This window comes from Halorubrum tropicale, assembly GCF_001280455.1.
Lineage (GTDB): Archaea > Halobacteriota > Halobacteria > Halobacteriales > Haloferacaceae > Halorubrum > Halorubrum tropicale.
This window is the reverse complement of the sequence record NZ_LIST01000005.1, coordinates 41,107-59,277: the sequence shown is the minus strand read 5'-3', so window position 1 is coordinate 59,277 and position 18,171 is coordinate 41,107. Positions and strand designations below refer to the sequence as shown.

At 74.6% G+C, this 18,171-nt stretch carries 16 protein-coding genes; 14 read left to right on the top strand and 2 right to left on the bottom strand.

The genetic code is table 11. The features are described from left to right. Positions 1-43: 43 nt before the first annotated feature. The 10 genes from AMR74_RS12595 (at position 44) to AMR74_RS19825 (ending at position 11,559) form a co-directional block, all read left to right on the top strand. On the top strand, positions 44-1,984 hold the full coding sequence (locus AMR74_RS12595) for an ATPase, T2SS/T4P/T4SS family (protein WP_053772417.1): 1,941 nt from the start codon (positions 44-46) through the stop codon (positions 1,982-1,984). Next, positions 1,981-3,807 carry a hypothetical protein gene (locus tag AMR74_RS12590; protein WP_053772416.1) on the top strand — a complete coding sequence of 609 codons (1,827 nt, stop codon included), beginning with the start codon at positions 1,981-1,983 and terminating at the stop codon, positions 3,805-3,807. The genes AMR74_RS12595 and AMR74_RS12590 overlap by 4 nt, the downstream gene beginning before the upstream one ends. Before the next feature lie 93 nt (positions 3,808-3,900). Further along, positions 3,901-4,401 carry a DUF7283 family protein gene (locus AMR74_RS12585; protein WP_053772415.1) on the top strand — a complete coding sequence of 167 codons (501 nt, stop codon included), beginning with the start codon at positions 3,901-3,903 and terminating at the stop codon, positions 4,399-4,401. A gap of 6 nt (positions 4,402-4,407) precedes the next feature. Beyond that, positions 4,408-4,881: a DUF7285 family protein gene (locus tag AMR74_RS12580; RefSeq protein WP_053772414.1), complete on the top strand. Its 474-nt coding sequence runs from the start codon at positions 4,408-4,410 to the stop codon at positions 4,879-4,881. Continuing rightward, positions 4,872-5,405, top strand: coding sequence for a DUF7284 family protein (locus AMR74_RS12575; RefSeq protein WP_053772413.1), 534 nt, complete (start codon positions 4,872-4,874; stop codon positions 5,403-5,405). The genes AMR74_RS12580 and AMR74_RS12575 overlap by 10 nt, the downstream gene beginning before the upstream one ends. Further along, the gene (locus AMR74_RS12570; protein WP_053772412.1) at positions 5,399-8,626 is read left to right on the top strand and encodes a DUF7286 family protein; all 3,228 of its coding nucleotides are present in this window, start codon (positions 5,399-5,401) and stop codon (positions 8,624-8,626) included. The genes AMR74_RS12575 and AMR74_RS12570 overlap by 7 nt, the downstream gene beginning before the upstream one ends. A 69-nt stretch (positions 8,627-8,695) precedes the next feature. Continuing rightward, positions 8,696-9,148, top strand: a complete 453-nt coding sequence (locus AMR74_RS12565) for a DUF5791 family protein (RefSeq protein ID WP_053772411.1) — start codon at positions 8,696-8,698, stop codon at positions 9,146-9,148. Next, positions 9,145-10,047, top strand: coding sequence for an NAD-dependent epimerase/dehydratase family protein (locus tag AMR74_RS12560; protein ID WP_053772410.1), 903 nt, complete (start codon positions 9,145-9,147; stop codon positions 10,045-10,047). The genes AMR74_RS12565 and AMR74_RS12560 overlap by 4 nt, the downstream gene beginning before the upstream one ends. A 121-nt stretch (positions 10,048-10,168) precedes the next feature. Further along, positions 10,169-11,344: a DHH family phosphoesterase gene (locus tag AMR74_RS12555; RefSeq protein ID WP_053772409.1), complete on the top strand. Its 1,176-nt coding sequence runs from the start codon at positions 10,169-10,171 to the stop codon at positions 11,342-11,344. A gap of 83 nt (positions 11,345-11,427) precedes the next feature. Further along, positions 11,428-11,559, top strand: a complete 132-nt coding sequence (locus AMR74_RS19825) for a hypothetical protein (protein ID WP_255409713.1) — start codon at positions 11,428-11,430, stop codon at positions 11,557-11,559. Between the two features lie 55 nt (positions 11,560-11,614). Here the strand turns inward: AMR74_RS19825 and pan1 are convergent, their stop codons facing one another. Next, positions 11,615-12,832: a proteasome-activating nucleotidase Pan1 gene (gene pan1, locus AMR74_RS12550; RefSeq protein WP_053772408.1), complete on the bottom strand. Its 1,218-nt coding sequence runs from the start codon at positions 12,830-12,832 to the stop codon at positions 11,615-11,617. Between the two features lie 191 nt (positions 12,833-13,023). On the opposite strand from pan1, the gene AMR74_RS12545 reads away from it, so the two are divergent. The 4 genes from AMR74_RS12545 to rad50 all read left to right on the top strand — a co-directional run bounded on the left by AMR74_RS12545 (position 13,024) and on the right by rad50 (position 17,792). Further along, positions 13,024-13,287 carry a MarR family transcriptional regulator gene (locus AMR74_RS12545; RefSeq protein WP_053772407.1) on the top strand — a complete coding sequence of 88 codons (264 nt, stop codon included), beginning with the start codon at positions 13,024-13,026 and terminating at the stop codon, positions 13,285-13,287. Between the two features lie 85 nt (positions 13,288-13,372). Next, complete coding sequence (locus AMR74_RS12540) at positions 13,373-13,759, top strand: hypothetical protein (RefSeq protein ID WP_053772406.1); 387 nt, start codon at positions 13,373-13,375, stop codon at positions 13,757-13,759. Beyond that, the gene (gene mre11 / locus AMR74_RS12535; protein WP_053772405.1) at positions 13,756-15,102 is read left to right on the top strand and encodes a DNA double-strand break repair protein Mre11; all 1,347 of its coding nucleotides are present in this window, start codon (positions 13,756-13,758) and stop codon (positions 15,100-15,102) included. Before AMR74_RS12540 ends, mre11 begins: the two co-directional genes overlap by 4 nt. Beyond that, the gene (gene rad50, locus AMR74_RS12530) at positions 15,099-17,792 is read left to right on the top strand and encodes a DNA double-strand break repair ATPase Rad50 (RefSeq protein ID WP_053772404.1); all 2,694 of its coding nucleotides are present in this window, start codon (positions 15,099-15,101) and stop codon (positions 17,790-17,792) included. Before mre11 ends, rad50 begins: the two co-directional genes overlap by 4 nt. Before the next feature lie 78 nt (positions 17,793-17,870). Here the strand turns inward: rad50 and AMR74_RS12525 are convergent, their stop codons facing one another. Continuing rightward, on the bottom strand, positions 17,871-18,149 hold the full coding sequence (locus tag AMR74_RS12525) for a hypothetical protein (RefSeq protein WP_053772403.1): 279 nt from the start codon (positions 18,147-18,149) through the stop codon (positions 17,871-17,873). Positions 18,150-18,171 lie beyond the last annotated feature (22 nt).

Below are 18,171 nucleotides of genomic sequence, written 5' to 3'. Positions count from 1 at the left end.
GAGCGGGCGATCGTTTATATACCGAACCGCGGCCACGGCCGGCATGAACCTCGACCTCACCGAACGGCTCGCCGGCGGCGACGGCGAGACGCCGCTCGGACGGCTCCCGTGGGTCGACGACGGTCCCAATGCGTGTCGGTGCGAGCCGACGTTCCGCGAGCCCGCGGGGACGGGCGTCGGGGACCGGGTCGTGCTCGACGTCGACGCCGACGGCTGTCCGGGGCGCGGCGACCTCGCAGCGAGCCCGGACTGCCTCGCGACCGTCGTCTCGGCGCTCGCCGACCGCGACGCCGACGTGATCAGGACGCGACACCGCGGGCGAGAGCGCTCCTACGCGGACCGCGCCGCCGAGCTCCTCATCGCCGCGGGACGGTTCCGCGAGCGGATCGGGTTCCACGAGGAACGGCTCGCGGACCGTGTCGTCCGCGACCCGCTCGGCGCGGCGGCGGAGGCGGCCGGGCGTGCGGGGGCCGCGAAGCGCGTCGCGAGCGAGACGGGACTGCTGTCGGCCGCCGAGGAACTCGCTGGGGACGCAGACGAGAGTGGAAGCGACCGCGACCTGCGCGAGAGGCTCCGGGCGCACGTCGGCCCGACGGCCGCGACGGCGCGCGTCGCGGCCGCACCGCCGCCGGGCGCGACGCTGGTCGACCGCTGGACGGTCGCGACCGGCGCGACCGTCCGACTCTACGAGGGCGACGACTCCCTCAGGACGTACCACCTCACGCCGCCGAGCGCCGAGTTGGACGCCGAGGCCGTGGCGACGCTGGCCGACGCTCGGGACCGGCTGCTCGCCGACCCTCGCGGGGGCGACAGGGCGCCCGGGAGAGCGGTGCGGGCGGCCGCGGACGACGGCGATCCGGTCGCGGACCTGACCGAGGTGCTGCGGCGGCACACGCACGGCTACGGCGCGTTCGAGCACGTCTTCGCCGACGAACGCGTGAGCGACGCGACGGTGACGGCGCCGGTCGCGGAGAACCCCCTGCGCGTGGTCCTCGACGGCGAGCGGTGCCGGACGAACGTGCGGCTCCCCCCTGAGGGGGCCGCCACGCTGGCGTCCAGGCTCCGACGCGAGAGCGGGCGGGCGTTCTCGCGGGCGACGCCGACGCTCGACGCGACGATCGAGTCCGAGACCGGGCGCGTCAGGGTCGCCGCGGCCACGGCGCCGGCGAGCGACGGCCTCTCGTTCACTTTCCGGCGCGGTGACCCGGAAGCGTGGACGCTCGCCCGGTTGGCGTCCGTCGACACGCTCACGCCCGCGGCGGCCGGGCTGTTGTCGGTCGCCGTCGAGCGCGGCGTGGCCGGACTGATCGCCGGGGGGCGGGCGGCCGGGAAGACGACCGCGCTCGGAGCGCTGCTGTGGGAGCTGCCCGCCGAAACGCGGACGGTCGTCGTCGAGGACACGCCGGAACTGCCCGTCGACGCGCTCGCGGACGTCGGCCGGGACGCCCAGCGGCTCCGTGTCGGGGACGGCGCCGAACTCGCGCCGGCGGACGCCGTGCGGACCGCGCTCCGCATGGGCGGCGGCGCGCTGAGCGTGGGCGAGGTGCGCGGCGAGGAGGCGCGGGCACTGTACGAGGCGATGCGCGTCGGCGCCACCGGCGAGACCGTCCTCGGGACCATTCACGGCGAGGACCCGGCGGCCGTCGAGGAGCGCGTCGTCACCGACCTCGGCGTCCCCCGCTCGTCGTTCGCCGCGACCGACCTGGTCGCGGTGCTCGACTCCCATCGCGTCGAATCGATCGTCGAGGTCGTCGACCGCGGCGACGGCGTGAGCTTCGAGCCGCTCTTCGAGCGAACCCGGGACGGGCTCGTCGCGACGGGGCGGGTCGACCGCGGCGAGAGCCGACTGATCGAGGCCCTCGCGGGCGCGAACGAATCGTACGCGGCGGTGCGAGCGGCCGTCGATCGGCGGGCCGAGGGGATCCGGGAGGCGGTCCGGACCGGTCGGACCGCCCCGGCGCGGTACGCCGGAGGCGACCGATGACGGGAGTCCCCTCGCCGGGGTCCGACGGATCGGTCAGATCGAGCGATGACGGGGAGGGTGCCTCGGAGGAGCTACGTCGGGCGGTCGCGTTCCTCGGGTGGGACCGCTCCCCCGAACGGATCATCAGCCTCGGGTACCGGGTCGGGATCGTCGCGGGCGCGGTCGTCACGGCCGTCGCGGCGCTCGTCGCCGGCGCGGTCGCCGCCGCACCGGCGGGGCTGGCCGCCTTCGTCGGGGGGGTCCACGCGGTCCATCGGGCGCCGGTCTGGCTCGCCTCGCTCAGGCGGACGCGGGCGCTCGGCGCGGCGCCGGGGCTCGTCGGACGGCTCGTGTTGCGGATGCGCCTCGACCCCTCGACCGAGCGCGCGGTGCGGTTCGCCGGGCGGACCGGGGACGGGCCGCTGGCCGCGGCGCTCGCCCGCCACGAACGGGGGAGCGCGGACGGGCCGACGAGCGGCCTTCAGGCGTTCGCGCGCGAGTGGCGCCCGTGGTTCCCGGCGATCGACCGCGCCGCGGCGCTGGTCCGGACGGCGGCGACGGCGCCCCCCGAGCGCCGCGGACGGTGCCTCGACCGCGCGCTCGACGCGACGCTCTCCGGGACGACCGACCGGCTCGCGTCGTTCGTCGGCGCGGTTCGGGGCCCGGTCTCCGCGCTGTACGCCTTCGGCGTGCTGCTCCCGCTGGCGCTCATCGCGCTGCTTCCCGCGGGCGCCGCCGCCGGCGTCGCGATCGGTCCCGGGGTCGTCGCCGGCCTGTACCTCGTCGCGCTCCCGAGCGGGCTGGTGGCCGCCTCGGCGTGGCTGCTCTTCCGGCGCCCGGTCGCGTTCCCGCCGCCGCGGATCGACGGCGATCACCCCGAGGTGCCGGACCACAGCGGGTTGGCGCTCCTCGTCGGACTCGCGCTCGGCGCCGCGGCCGCCGTCGTCGCCGCGCGGGCGGTGGCGCCGTGGGCCTGGCCGGTCGCGGGGACCGGCTTCGGCGTTGGAGGCGCGCTGTTCGTCCTCGCGCGGCCCCGTCGGGCGGTGCTGTCGGACGTGCGCGACGTGGAGCGGGGGCTCCCCGACGCGATGACCGTGATCGGCGGCGATGTCGCCGAGGGGATCGCGGTCGAGACCGCGGTCGCGAACGCCGGCGAGCGGCTGGACGGCGCGACCGGCGAGGTGTTCGAGCGCGCCGGGCGACGCAGCGACACGCTGCGGGTCGGCGTCCGCGAGGCGTTCGTCGGGCGGGGCGGCCCGGCGGCCGCCGTCCCGTCGCCCAGGCTCCGGGGCGCCATCGCGCTGCTCGCCGTCGCCGCGCGGGAGGGTCGCCCCGCCGGCGACGTGCTGCTGGAGCTCGCGGACCAACTGGAGTCCCTGCGCGAACTCGAGCGCGACGCGCGCCGCCAGCTGGCGACCGTCACGGGGACGCTCTCGAACACGGCCGCCGTGTTCGCACCGCTCGTGGGCGGAGCGACCGTCGCGCTCGCGACCGGGATCGACGCGGTCGACGTCGGCGGCCTCGGCGCCGGGGCGGCCGCGGGCGCCGACGCGCTCGCCGGGGGGCTGAGCGCCGGCGGCAGCGCGAGCGTCGAAGCGGGGGGTTCCGCCGGCGGGAGCGGTCCGGTCGGGACGAGCCGGGGCGCGGGGACCCTGTCGGTGCCCGTGCTCGGCCGGATCGTGGGGACGTACGTGCTGTTGCTCGCCGCGCTCCTCACCGGGCTGGCGACGGGGCTGGAGCGCGGGTTCGACCGGACGCCGGTCGCGTATCGGGTCGGGATCGCGCTGCCGACGGCCACCGCGACGTTCCTCGTCGCGTTCGCCGGCGCCGGCCTGCTGTTCTGAGACCCGGCGGGGGGCGACGAGCCGGCCGGCGCCGGCCAGGGGTGCCGGCCCGCGACCCGACCGTTTATATATCAAACCGCGGCCAGCCGCGCCATGCTCGAGACGCACCTCGACGCCACGTACGCGTGGCTCGGACTGGCCGTCGTGAGCGTCGCGGACGTCGGCGTTGCGGCCGCGTTTCCCGCCTCGCCGCCGCCGGACGCCGACGGCGTCGCGCGCACGGTCGACTCGGTCGCGGACGGGGAGTATCCGGCGACCGCCGAACACGGGGTCGCGGCGGACCGGATCCGGCTCACGGCGGGCGCCGTCTCGCTCGGCGACGACCGGGGGACGGCGCGGGCGACGCTCGACGCGCCGCGGATCACGCCGGTGGTCCGGCCGACGGCGGGCGTGGCGCCGGCCGCGGTGACGGACGCCCGGCTTCGGCGCGTGCTCGACGGCGCTCCGCCGGACGCGGCGTTCGACGACCCGGCGGCGTTCGCGGCTGCGGCCGAGCGGGCGCGGGCGGCGGACGCGACGTGGACGCCGGCGCCGGAGCGGATCACGGTTCGACGGGTACACTACGGCGACGTTCGCGTCACGCTCGTGGGGTGATCGCGCGTGTTACCAGACTCCGCGATGCCGGGCGATTCGACGGCGCCGGGGGCGACGGAAGACCCGACTCCGACGTTCTCGGCCGCCGACCGCGCCGCTGTCGAACCGGTTGCCGCGCTCGTCGCGGTGATCGTCGTCGGACTCGCGCTGGGACTGTACGCCGGCGCGTTCGCGGACGCGGCGCCCGACGGGAACCGAGCGAGCGCGGCGGCGGCGCTCGACCGCGTCGAGGACGCGGTCACCGTCGGGGGCGTGGTCGACCCGGAGCGGCTGCGGCGGGCGGAGGCGCCGGGGACGGCGACGGCGATCGAACTGGAGGCGGACGGCGAGCGGTGGTCGGCCGCGTCCGGTCCGGAGGCGCCGGGACCGCCGGGGGTCCGGTCGCCGGAGGCGGTCGCGGTCGCCGAGCGGCGGGTGACGGTGCGCGTGGCGCCGGGACGGAACGTCCGGGGAACGCTCCGGGCGGTGGTGTGGCGGTGACCAGCACCGTTCTCGACGTGACCGTGCTGCTGCTGTGCGTCTCCGCCAGCGTCGTCGCGCTCGGCGCGACCGACGCCGGCGGTCCCGACGGCCCGACCGCGACCGACGCCGCCGACCGACTCGTCACCGAGACCGCGACCGTGGCGTACCCGGACGGGGACGCGCCGAACGGCACGCGACGCGTCGCCGCGACGCGGGCGGAGCTGCTCGCGCTGCTCGCCGTCCGCGACGGCGAAGGGGCGTTCGACCGCGAGGCCGTCGCGTCCGTCCGGGCGGGGATCGGCCCGCGGACGCGCGTCGACGCGACGGTCCGGCGCGAGGACGCAGCGAGCCGGGGCGACGCCGCCGGGGAGCCACGAGGCAGCGACGAGGAGGGGTCGGTCGCCGTGGGCCCCGAGCCGCCGCGGACCGCCGACGTCTCCGCCGCCGTGATCCGACAGCCGGTCCCGGACGGGCCGGGAGATGCGAGCGGCGAGCGCCGCCCGTCGGAGGGCGTCGTTCGGATCGTCGTCAGGAGGTGGTGATCGTGGGGGATAGAGGGCGCGGTCGGTCCCCGGACGCCGGTCGCGCGCGGGCATTCGCCGTCGACGAGCGGGCTCGGGTCCCGTTCGCGCTCGTCGGCGTGCTGCTGCTCGTGACGAGTTCGGCGTACGCCGCGGGCCTCGCCGAGCAGGGGCTGGTCGGTGAGGACCGCCGCGTCGAACGCGCCGTGGAGCGCGTCGACGCCGACGCCACCGCCGCGCTCAGGAGCGCCGCCCGCGAGGCCGCCCACGACGCGGCGGCGGCCCCGGTGACGCGCGCGCCGGAGGGGACCGGGCCGGGGGCCGAAGCGGTCCGCGAGGGGTCCGCGTTCGAGGACGCGTTCCGGGTTCGGCTCGCGATCGCCGGCGCGGAGGCGCTGCGCGCGGTCGAGAGCGACCACGGCGCCGTGACGGCGAACGTCTCGCTCCCGCCCGTCGACTCGGCGGACGACCTCGTCGCCGCGCGCGACCGGGTCCGCGTCGAACCGGCCGCCAACGGCACCGCGACCCGGGTCACCTTCGAGGGCGTCGCGACGACCGCGACCCGGGACGGTCGGACGGTCGTCAACCGGACGCGACCGCGGACGGTCACGGTCGCCGTCCCGACGCTGGCCGCTCACGAGCGGACCGAGCGGTTCGAGCGCCGGCTCAACCGCGGGCCCGTCGAAGGGCCGGGGCTCGGGCGACAGGTCACCGCCAGCCTCTACGCGATCGCGTGGGCCCGCGGGTACGGCCAGTACGCCGGCGCACCGGTCGAGAACGTCGTCGCGAACCGCCACGTCGAGCTGTCGACGAACGCCGGCATCGTCCGCGTCCAGCGGGACGTGTTCGGGACCAGCGACCCCGACGCGCGCGGCGGCGTCGCCCGGGCGACCGCCCGCACCGGCGTGACCGACCTGCTGTCGCCGACGGGCGTCCGCGAGGCCGCCTGGACCGACGCCGTCCTCGGGGCGCCGACGCCGACGGGGAGCGTGGAGGGAGAGTCCGCGGCCTCGACCGGGGACGCGACGGCGAGCGAGGACGGCGCCTTCGACCCGGACGAGGAGGCGACGGGCGAGACCGCCACGGTCGAGGTCGGTCACGCGGCCGACCGCGCCGCGACCCGCGTCCACGACGACCTCGAATCGATCCTGCGGGCGAGCCACCGGGTCGAGGCGACACTGGAGGCGGAGGCGACGCGGGTCGTCGACGGCGGCCCGGTGTCGCCGGACCGTCCCCGCTCGCGGTTCGGCGAACCGTGGCGCCGGGTCGACGCGTCGCGGACGGAGCGAGTCCGCGTGACCGACGGGAGCGATCGCCGGACGGGGACCGACGGCGCGACCGTGTCTGCGGGCGAGTCGGTGTCGTTCGGCCGCGCGACCCGGACGGTCGTCGTCGAGCGCACCGCGACCGCGACGTGGGAGCGCCGGGTCGTCGAGCGGGGGCCGAACGGGACGGTTGAGAACGTGAGCGTCGACCGCGCCGTGACGCGGGACGAGGCGACGGACCGCTACCGCGTCCGCGTGTCGGTGACCGGGACGTACGCGCCGCGCGGCGACGCGCCCGATCGGCCGACGGCGACGTTCGGGGCCGCCGAGGGCCGCGGCGTCGCCGGTCCGGACCTCGCGGACACCCCGGCGGCCGCGCGGGCGGAACTCGGCGTCGAGACCGATCGCGACGTCGACCGGCTGGCGCGCGAGGCCGTCGAGTTCGGCGACGAGACGCGGTCGACGGTCGTGTACGGCGGCCGCTCCGACGCGGACGTAGACCGGATCGCGGGGGACGTCTCGGAACTGTCCGAGCGCGTCCGCGAGGTGGAGACCGAGGCGTCGATGACCGACGCGGCGGTCGGCGAGTCGACGCCGTACCGGGACCTCGCCGCGGCCGTGCGCGACCGCCGGGAGCGCCTCCGGGACGCCCCGGCGAGGTACGACGGCGCCGTCGACCGGGCGCGCGTCGCCGCCCGCGTCGCGTACCTCGACGCCGTGGTCGCGGAGTTGGAGTCGGCGGCCGAAGACCGGGAGGCGGCGACCGAGGGCGTCCTCGACCGCGTGAACGGCGCGTTCGGCGGGCCGCCCGTTGGCGAGGTGATCGCCAGCCGCGAGGCCGCCCGCGACCCGGGCACCTACGCCGTCGGCGGCGGGGGGCCGGGCGGCGCCGTCACGTTCGCGCCGGAGGGGTCGCCGGGGTACCTCCCGCGGACGGCGGTCGACGGCGAGCGCGTCGCGGGCGTCGACGGCACGACGACGCGACCGCTCGCGGCACGGAACGTGAACTACGTCACGCTCCCGTACGGGGACGTCTCCGGCGGGATCGCGGACCGGATCCTCGGCACCGACGACACGGTCCGGATCGGCGTCGCCGGACGGGCGCTCCTCGCGGCCGACGAGGCGCTCGCGGCGGCCGACGGCGGCGACGACCTGCGCGCCGACCGCCGCGCGCTCGCCGGACGGGTCGACGCCTCGCTGCGACGCGTCGACGGGGCGCTGGCTGCGCGGCTCGCGGAGCGGACGGACCTCTCTCGCGCACGGCGGAAGGCGGTCTTGGACGCCGTCGCGGCCGAGTACGACTCGCTCGGCGAGCGGGCCGTCGCGGTCGGCGACGGCGAGTACCCGAACCGCGTCGCGGCGGAGGCGGCCCGGGTCGGGTCCCTGTCGTCGGCCGAGCGGATCGGGCTCGCGGCGCACCTCCGCGTCGAGGCGCGCACGGAGGCGGGGCGGGACGCGGTCCGCGTTCCGGCCCGGTTCGTCGACGAGACGACCGCCGCGTCCCGCGCGATCCGCCGGAAGCGGGTCGAGTCGGCGATCGAGGGGCGCGCGAGGAAGGCGGTCGCGTCGGTCCCGGACGAGCGGGTCCCGAAGCCCGTTCGGACCGTCGGCGCGGGGCTGCCGGTCGCGCCCGTGCCCGGGTACTGGGTGGCGACGGTCAACGCGTGGCACGTCGAGGTGCGCGGGGAGTACCCGCGGTTCGCCCTCCGCGCGAACGTGGGAACGCCCGGGCGCCCGTTCGAGTACGTCCGAGAGCCCGGCGCGGTCAGCGCCGATGTGAACGGCGAGTCGGTCGCGCTCGGCGCCACGGAGCCGGTCGCGTTCGAGACGCGGACGGTCGTCGTCGTCGCCGTCCCCGCCGGACCGCCCGGCGTCGGCGACGTCGGCGGGACGCGCGAGGAGACGTCCGCCGGCTGGCCGTGCCCGGGGCCACTGACAGCGACGCCGGGGGACGGAGACGAGTGTACGGCAGGGTGAACGGCCGCGAAAACCGACCGGCACGCGCCCGACCGCAGGCGTTTTGAGACGGCGCGACCGAGTGAGGGTATGTTCCACGAGGTCGTCGACGGTCGCGGCGGCGGACCCGAGGTCGACGCCGACGAGCCGGCGGCGGAAGAGTTGCTCGCCGCCTTCGAGGCGATGGTGACGGAGGCGGCCGCGGCGGTCGACCCCGACCGGCTGGTCGGGGAGGTCGGGCTGAGCGAGGCGGACGCGGGCGCCCTCCGCGACGGGGAGGTCGCGTCGCTCTCGCTCGCGGACGGGGCGGCCGTCCTCGCGGCGGCGAACCCGGACCGAGACGCCGACGCGACGGTGGCCGAGGTGCGCGATCACCTGCTGATGGGGATGGCGACCGCCGTCCTCGACGTCGACGCGATCGCCGCGAAGATCGACGCCGACCTCACCGGTCAAGAGGTCCAGCAGGCGTTGGAGGGGCGGACGAGGATGACGCTCGGCCAGCTCGCCGAGATCCTCGCGGTGATCGAGCGACGCAAGCCATGAGGGTCGTCGTCGTCGGCTGCGGGTACGTCGGGCTGGCGCTGGCGGACCAGCTCGACGCCCGCGGTCACGCGGTGACCGGCGTCCGGCGGTCGGACGCGGGGCTCGACGCGGTCGACGCCGTCGGCCCCGACGTCGAGGCCGTCCGCGCGGACGCGACCGATCCGGCGTCGCTCTCGGCGCTCCCGGACGCGGACGCGGTCGTCTTCGCGGCCAGTTCCGGCGGGCGCGGCGCCGACGCGGCGCGGGCGGTGTACGTCGACGGCCTGGCGAACGTCGTCGACGAGTACGGCTCGCGAGCGTCGCCGCCGGACCGGCTGGTGTACACCTCCTCGACGGGCGTGTACGGCGACCACGACGGCGGGTGGGTCGACGAGGAGACGCCGGTCGAGCCGACCACCGAGAAGACTCGCGTCCTCGCCGAGGCGGAGCGGATCGCGACCGAGCGGACGGCGGACGCCGGGGTCGACGGAACGGTCGTCCGGTTCGCGGGGCTGTACGGCCCCGACCGGTACCGCCTGGAGCGGTACGTGGAGGGACCGGTGACGGCCGGGTACCTGAACATGGTCCACCGCGACGACGCCGCGGGGTCGATCCGGCACCTGCTGGAGACGGACCGGGCGCGCGACCGCGCCGTTCTCGTCGTCGACGACGAGCCGGTCGGCAAGCACGCGTTCGCCGACTGGCTCGCCGACGCCTGCGGCGTCCCGCGCCCGGAGAAGCTGTCGAAGGACGAGCGGATCGCGGCCGGCGACCTCTCCGCGGCGGCGGAGCGCCGGATCCGGACGAGCAAGCGGTGTTCGAACGCGCTGCTCCGCGAGCTCGGCTACGAGTTCGCCCACCCGACGTTCCGGTCGGGGTACCGCGACGCCGTTCGCGCGTTCCGGGCGCGGTGCGAGTAGACCGCCCCGTCGAATCGCGGCGCGCCGTCACACAGCTCCGGAATGACGGGGGGTTCCGTCGGTTCCGGTCGGTCGGAACGGTGACGAAGCTTCATGTGTCGGGAGCGACTCGCCACAACGCATGCGAGCGATGAGCGCGGTCGGCGACCGGTTTTCGCAGGCGGCGACCATTGCCCGGGAGCATCCCGAGCTCGCCGTCGCCGCGGCGCTCGTCGTCCTGATCGCGGTCGGCGTCGGCCTGATCGTGCTTCGGTCCCGGCGGACGGCCGGAGTGAAGTTCCGCCGACTGCTGGCCGCCGAAGACGAGATCACGGTGTTGATGCACCCGAATCCGGACCCCGACGCGATGTCGGCCGCGGTCGGGGTCGCCTCGCTCGCCGACCAGGTGGACGTCGACGCCACCGTCCAGTACCCCGGACAGATCCGCCACCAAGAGAACCGGGCGTTCCGGACCGTCCTCGACCTCGAGCTGGAACCGATCGAGCACGTGAGCGACCTCGCGGCGGAGTCGGTCGTCCTGGTCGACCACAACGAACCGCGGGGGTTCGCCGGGGCCGACGGCGTGTTGCCGACGGCGGTCGTCGACCACCATCCGGGAGACGGCGCCGGCGAGCTGTTCACGGACGTGCGGACGGACTACGGCGCGACCGCGTCGGTCGTCGCCGAGTACTTCCGGGACAACGACGCGGTGCCCGTCCCGCCGGACAAACACGCCAGCGAGACGTCGAGCGACCTGACGCTGTCGACGGACACGGCGACCGGCCTCCTGTACGGGATCCTGGCCGACACGAAACACCTCACCGTCGGCGCCAGCGAGCCCGACTTCGCGGCGGCCGCCTACCTCTACCCCGGGGTCGACCAGGACCGGCTCGACCGCATCGCGAACCCCGCGGTCGACGCGGAGGTGCTGGAGGTGAAGGCCCGGGCGATCGCGGGGCGGCGGATCGAGGGGTCGTTCGCGGTCGCCGACGTCGGCGGCGTGAACAACGTCGACGCGATACCGCAGGCCGCGGACGAGCTGATCCAGCTGGAGGGGGTCAGCGCCGTCGTGGTGATCGGCGAGCGCGACGAGACCGTCCACCTCTCGGGCCGGTCGCGCGACGACCGGGTCCACATGGGCAACGCGATAGCGTCGGTGTTAGACGACGTTGACAACGGGAACGGCGGCGGGCACTCCCGGATGGGCGGCGGGACGATCGAACCGGAGGTCGACCCCACCGGAGAGGGGGAGCGAGAGGTCGTCGACCGCGACGCGCTCGCCGACGGGCTGTTCCGCGCGATGGCGGGCGACGTGTGACCGAGCCGGCGAGCCGACGGTCGCCGCGACGCCCTCGGCGGCGCGACGCGCGGATTTAAGTCTCGGCCCGCGGTGGGTCCGACATGGACATCGATGCGTCGGTCGACGACGGCTGGCTCGCGCTCGCCGGCGTCGGCGCCGGCTACGGGATCGCGGTCGGACTGGTGTTCCTGCTGGTCTTCGTCGCGCCGTACCTCGTCGTCGCTGCGCTGTAACGGGCGCTTCGACGGGAGCGGACGGTCGGAAAAGGACTGAGCGGCCGCGACGCGATCAGGCGAACGCCAGCGAGTCGTCGGCGTTCGTCTCCTCGTCCTGGCGGAGCTTCTCGTGGGCCTCGAGGAAGTCGTCGACGGTGACCTCCGTGCGGTCGTCGCGGATGGCGAACATCCCGGCCTCCGTACAGATCGCCTTGATGTCGGCGCCGGACGCGTCGGGAGTCAGCTCGGCGAGCTCACCGAAGTCGACGCCGTCGGCGAGGTTCATGTTGCGGGTGTGGATCTGGAAGATGATCTCGCGGCCCTCGGTCTCCGGCTTGGGCACCTCGATGAGGCGGTCGAAGCGGCCGGGGCGCAGGATCGCGGGGTCGAGCATGTCGAAGCGGTTGGTCGCGGCGATGATCCGGACCTCGCCGCGCTCGTCGAAGCCGTCCATCTCGGAGAGCAGCTGCATCATCGTCCGCTGGACCTCGGCGTCGCCCGAGGTCTTCGAGTCCGTCCGCTTCGAGGCGATGGCGTCGATCTCGTCGATGAACAGGACGGCGGGCTGGTTCTCACGGGCGACCTCGAACAGGTCCCGGACCAGCTTCGCGCCCTCGCCGATGAACTTGTGCACCAGCTCGGAGCCGGCCATCTTGATGAACGTCGCGTCCGTCTCGTTGGCGACGGCCTTCGCGAGCATCGTCTTGCCCGTCCCCGGCGGCCCGTACAGCAGGACGCCGCTCGGGGGCGTGATGCCCACGTCCTCGAACATGTCGGGGTGTTCGAGCGGCATCTCGACGGTCTCGCGGACCTCCTGCATCTGGTCTTCGAGTCCGCCGATGTCGGCGTAGGTGACGTCCGGCGAGTGCTCGACCTGCATGACGCGGGCGCGGACGTCGGTCTCCTTCTCCAGCTTCTTGACCACCGACAGCGAGTTGTTGACCGCGACGCGGTCGTCGGGGTCGAGCTTCTCGCGCATCTCGTCGGTGACCTCGGTGAGCGCCTCCTGGTTGTTGCCGTGCTGTTTGATCACGGCGCCGTCGGGCGTGATCTCCTGGACCGTCGCCACGAACAGCGGGGACTGCTTCAGCTTCTTGTTCTCGTGGGTGAGCCGTTCGAGCTTCTGCTGGTACTTGTTGTTCTCCGCGTTGGCGTCGAGGAGCTTGTCGCGCATCTCCTCGTTCTGGGACTCTAAGACGTCGAGCCGCTCCTGCAAGGAGTCGATCTTCTCCTGTTTCGACGCCGCTCCCTCGTCGTAGGGCATATCGACGTCGTCGACGGTATCGCTCATTGTGCTTATTAAAGCGTCTCGCGGATAAGAGGCTTCGGGTGGGGGCACGATGCCGCCAGTATCGTCTGCGAGACGACGACGCGCGGGGGGTTCGCCGGACGGACTGGTCGGACCGAGGCACATGAATGCCCAATAGTAATGAAATGTGATAGTAAATATTATTATCCAGCATGCGATCGATCGAGGTACGCATGAGCACGACCGATGCCGTCACCGCCGAGGACGGGACCGCGGACCGCTGGGCGGCCGTTCGCGACCTGCCGCCGAGCGCGAAGCTCGTCGCGAAGGTGTTAGACTACAACGACACGCTGACCCAGAGCGAGCTTGCCGAGGAGACGCTGCTCCCGCCACGGACCGTCCGCTACGCCCTGTCGCGGCTCGAAGAGGAGGGCGTCGTCGACTCCCGGTTCTCCTTCACCGACGCGCGCAAGCGGCTGTACTCGCTGGGGATCTGAGGCGGGGTTCGGACCGCGCCGCGGTCCGTCGGGTCGAGGGAGGGCGTCCGCGACCGTTTATCACCGATGCCGCGCCAGTCGACCCGTGGTCTCGACTACCGCCGTCAAGCGCGCCTTGGCCGCGCTCGCGACGCGCACCGACACCGCGAGGCGCCCGTACGTCGCCGTGATCGACGAGGCGGACGCCGCGCGCGCCGACCTCCGCCGGGCGGCCGGCTTCGTCGACGCCGTCGGTCTCGACCGGCTGGCGGAGGCGGTCGACGCCGCGGAGCGCGCGGACGACGAGGCCGCCGCCGAGCGTGGGCGCGAGGCGCTGGCCGCGTACCGGGCGTTCCGACGCGCGGCGGACGGCCCCGGCCGGGACGGCGACGCCGACGCCGGCGGCCCCGAGCGGCGCGGCGACGGGCGCGACCACTTCCGCTCCGGCCCCGGAATCCCTAAGCCGGACACCGGCCAAGACGCGGACAGATGACACGGGTGATCCACACCGGCGACACCCACGTCGGGTACTCGCAGTACCACTCGCCGGTCCGACGCCAGGACTTCCTCGACGCGTTCGAGGCCGTGGTCGACGACGCGGTCGACGACGGCGTCGACGCCGTCGTCCACGCGGGCGACCTCTTCCACGACCGCCGGCCCGAACTCGGCGACCTGATGGGGACCATCTCCGTCCTCCGCCGGCTCGACGACGCGGGGATCCCGTTCCTCGCGGTCGTCGGCAACCACGAGTCGACGCGGGGCGGGCAGTGGCTCGACCTCTTCGAGCGCCTCGGCCTCGCGACCCGGCTCGGCGACGAGCCGGTCGTCGTGGGCGACACCGCCTTTTACGGCCTCGACCACGTCCCCGTCTCGCGGCGCGACGACCTCGACTACGCGTTCGCCGACCACGACGCCGAGTACGCCGCCCTGGTCGCGCACGGCCTCTTCGAGCCGTTCGGCTACGCCGACTGGGACACGGAGACCGTGCTGACCGAGAGCGACGTCGACTTCGACGCGATGCTTCTCGGCGACAACCACACGCCCGACACCGCGCGGGTCGCCGGGACGTGGGTCACGTACCCGGGCTCGACCGAGCGCGCGAGCGCCAGCGAGCGCGAGGGGCGCGGCTACAACGTCGTCGTCTTCGACACCGAGGCGGCCGGCGGCGACGACCGGGTCGAGATCCGACGCCGCGCGCTCGACACGCGCCCGTTCGTCTTCGTCTCCGTCGAACTGCGCGAGGGCGAGGGCGAGTCACGGGTCCGCGAGCGCGTCCGAGAGCACGACCTCGCCGAGGCGGTCGTCCACGTCGAGGTCACCGGGGAGGGCGACCCGGTGACGCCCGCGGCCGTCGAGGAGTTCGCGACCGACGAGGGCGCGCTCATCGCGCGCGTCACTGACAGGCGCGAGGTCGACGCCGACGGCGAGGTGGACGTGAGCTTCGCCGACCCGGAGGACGCCGTCCGCGACCGCCTCGACGAGATGTCGCTGTCGACCGCCGCGCGCGACGTGGAAAGCGCGGTCCGCGAGGACACCGTCCCCGACGCGAACGTGCGCGAGACGGTGAAGCGACGGGTCGAGGAGCGGCTCGACGGGGGCCTCGGCGCGTTCGAGGCCGTGGAGCCCGACGCCGAGACCGACGAGGATGACGCCAGCGAACCGGGTGCCGAATCGGATGACGCCGAGGACGGCGACGAATTGGACGGCGACGCACCGGACGACGAACTGGACGACGGCGAACCCGAGCCGGACGAGTCCGACGCCGACCCCGCCGAGGCGACGGACGCCGACTCGGCGTCGCCGGACGGCCAGGTCTCCATGGAGGACTACCTGTGAAGTTCGACCGCGTCCGCCTCGCGAACTTCAAGCCGTACGGCGACGCCGACCTGCGGCTGACCGAGGGGGTCACCGTCATCCACGGGCTCAACGGCAGCGGGAAGTCGTCGCTGTTGGAGGCCTGCTTCTTCGCGCTGTACGGCTCTAAGGCGCTCGACGGGACCCTCGACGACGTGATCACGAACGGCGAGGAGGAGACGGAGGTCGAGCTGTGGTTCACCCACGACGGCGTCTCCTACCGGGTCGAGCGGCGGCTCAAGTCGTACGACGGCCGGATCGACCACCAGTGTACGCTCGAATCGACCGACGGGAGCGACGTGACGCGTGACGGCGCCCGCGCGGTCCGCGAGTTCGTCACGGAGCTGCTGCGGATGGACGCCGAGGCGTTCGTCAACTGCGCGTACGTCCGGCAGGGAGAGGTGAACAAGCTGATCAACGCCACCCCGCGGGAGCGGCAGGACACGATCGACGACCTGCTCCAGCTGGGGAAGCTGGAGGAGTACCGCGAGCGCGCCGGCGACGCCAGGCTCGGCGTCGAGGACGTGCTGGAGAACCGGCGCGGGCGGCTCGACCAGCTCGACGAGCAGATCGCCGCGAAGGAGGACCGCGACCTCCACGCGCGGCTCAACGAACTTGAGGGCGAACTGGGCGAGGTCACCGACGACATTGACCGGTACGAGACACAGCGGGAGCAGGCGAAGGAGACGCGCGACGCGGCCGCCGAGACGCTGTCGACGCACGCGGAGAAGCGGGAGAAGCTGGAGGCGGTCGAGTCGGAGATCGGCGAGATCGAGGCCGCGATCCGCGAGGCCGAGCGCGAGCGCGACGGCCACCACGACGCGATCCGCGAGACGCGCGAGCGGATCGACGAGATCGAGGCCGAGATCGACGATCGGCTCGACGACGCCGGCCTCGACGCGGCGACCGAGGAGGCGATCGCCGACCGCCGCGCGGCGCTCGACGAGCGGGAGGCGACGGTCCGCGAGGGGCTCGACGACGAGCGGGTGAACGCCGAGGGGCTCCGCAATCAGGCGACGAACCTCGCCGGGAAGGCCGACGACCGGACCGAGCGCGCCGCGGAGGTCGAGGCCGAGGCCGACGACCTCGCCGACGAGGCCGAGGCGACGGCGGCGGAGGCCGACGAGGCCGAGTCGTCGGTCGCGGACCTCCGCGAGGAGGCCGACGAACTCCGCGAGCGGTTCGCGGCCGCGGACGCCGACGTCGACCGCGACGGCGTCGCCGACGAGCGGGACGCGCTGCGCGACGAGCGCGGCGAGGTCCGCGAGCGGATCGCCGAGCTGTCGGCGGAGCTGAAGAACGCCCGCGAGCGCGTCGCGGAGGCCGAAGAGCTGCTCGCGGCCGGGAAGTGCCCCGAGTGCGGCCAGCCGGTCGAGGACTCGCCGCACGCCAGCGGGATAGAAGAGGACCGCGAGCGCGTGGCGGAGCTGGAGGCCGAGCTCGAGGACGCCCGCGAGCGCGAGGGCGACCTAGACGACCGGATCGCGGAGCTCGACGGGCTCGCGAGCGCCGCCGACCGGCTCGACGAAATCGACGAGCGGGTCGAGACGCTCGAAGCGCGCGTCGAGGAGAAGCGCGAGGCGGCGGACCGAAAGCGGGAGACGGCCGAGGAGAAGCGCGAGCGTGCCGCCGATCTCAGGGAAGAGGCCGAGGAGACGCGCGAGGTAGCCGCCCAGAAGCGCGAGGAGGCGAAGGCGGCCGCGGCGCGCGTCGAGGAGCTCGAGTCCGAGCTCGCGGAGATCGACGACGCCCGCGAGGCGGTGACGGCGATCGAGGAGCGCCTGTCCGCCGTGGCGGACGCGGAAGACGAGATCGAGCGCCGCCGCGAGAAGCGGGAGAACCTCGAAGAGGTGAACGACGAGCGGCGCGACCGGCTCGCCGACAAGCGCGAGCGGCGCGACGAGCTCGCGGACGCCGTCGACGAGGCCGCGGTCGAGACGGCGAGGGAGCGGAAGCAGGAGGCCGAGCGATACCTCGAACGGGTCGCCGAGGAGCTCGACCGCCTCGGCGAGCGCCGAGAGGAGCTCCAGAACGCGATCGGCGGGGTGAAAGGCGAGCTCCGCGAGCTGGAGGAGCTCCGCGAGGAGCGCGAGGCGCTGGGCGAGCGGGTGGCCGCGCTGGAGGGCCTCCACGAGGAGACGAGCGAGCTTGAGTCGATGTACGGCGACCTGCGCGCGGAGCTCCGCCAGCGCAACGTCACCGAGCTGGAACGCACCCTCAACGAGACGTTCGAGCTCGTCTACGGCAACGACGCCTACTCGCACATCGAGCTCGACGGCGAGTACGTCCTCACCGTCTACCAGAAGGACGGCGAGCCGCTCGACCCCGAGCAGCTCTCCGGGGGCGAGCGCGCCCTGTTCAACCTCTCGCTGCGCTGCGCCATCTACCGGCTGCTCTCGGAGGGGATCGAGGGAGCGGCGCCGACCCCGCCGCTCATCCTCGACGAGCCGACCGTGTTCCTCGACTCCGGTCACGTCTCTCGGCTCGTCCGACTCGTCGAGGAGATGCGCGGCTTCGGCGTGCGCCAGATCGTTATCGTGAGCCACGACGACGAGCTGGTGGGCGCGGCCGACGAGCTCGTCACCGTCGAGAAGGACCCGCGCTCGAACCGCTCGACCGTCCGGCGGGAGGACGCGGCGGACATCGAGGCGGCGTCGCTCGCCGACGACTGACCGCAGTCCCGCAGGACCGCCCTCCGCGTACTCCGACGGGCGGCCGTTCGTATCTCTTCCCCAGGCAGCGGGCGACGCTCACGCCCCGGCCTGCCCGAGCAGATAGGCGAACGTACCGAGGGCGACGGCGACGGCGAGCCCGGCGTACGCGAGCAGGTACCGCCACGAGTCCGCCGAGGAGTACCGGAAGGCGGCGACGGCACCGACTCCCGCGAGCGCGAGGAACCCGTACGCGACCGGGGGTCCGGCCAGGCCGAGGCGATGCGCCAGGACCTGTTCCGAGATGAGCGGGGCGAGGAGACCACAACAGACCGCGAGGAGGGCGCCGCCGAGGCGCCCGTTCGGTCGGAGCGCCATGGGCGAGGGGCGTCGGCCGACC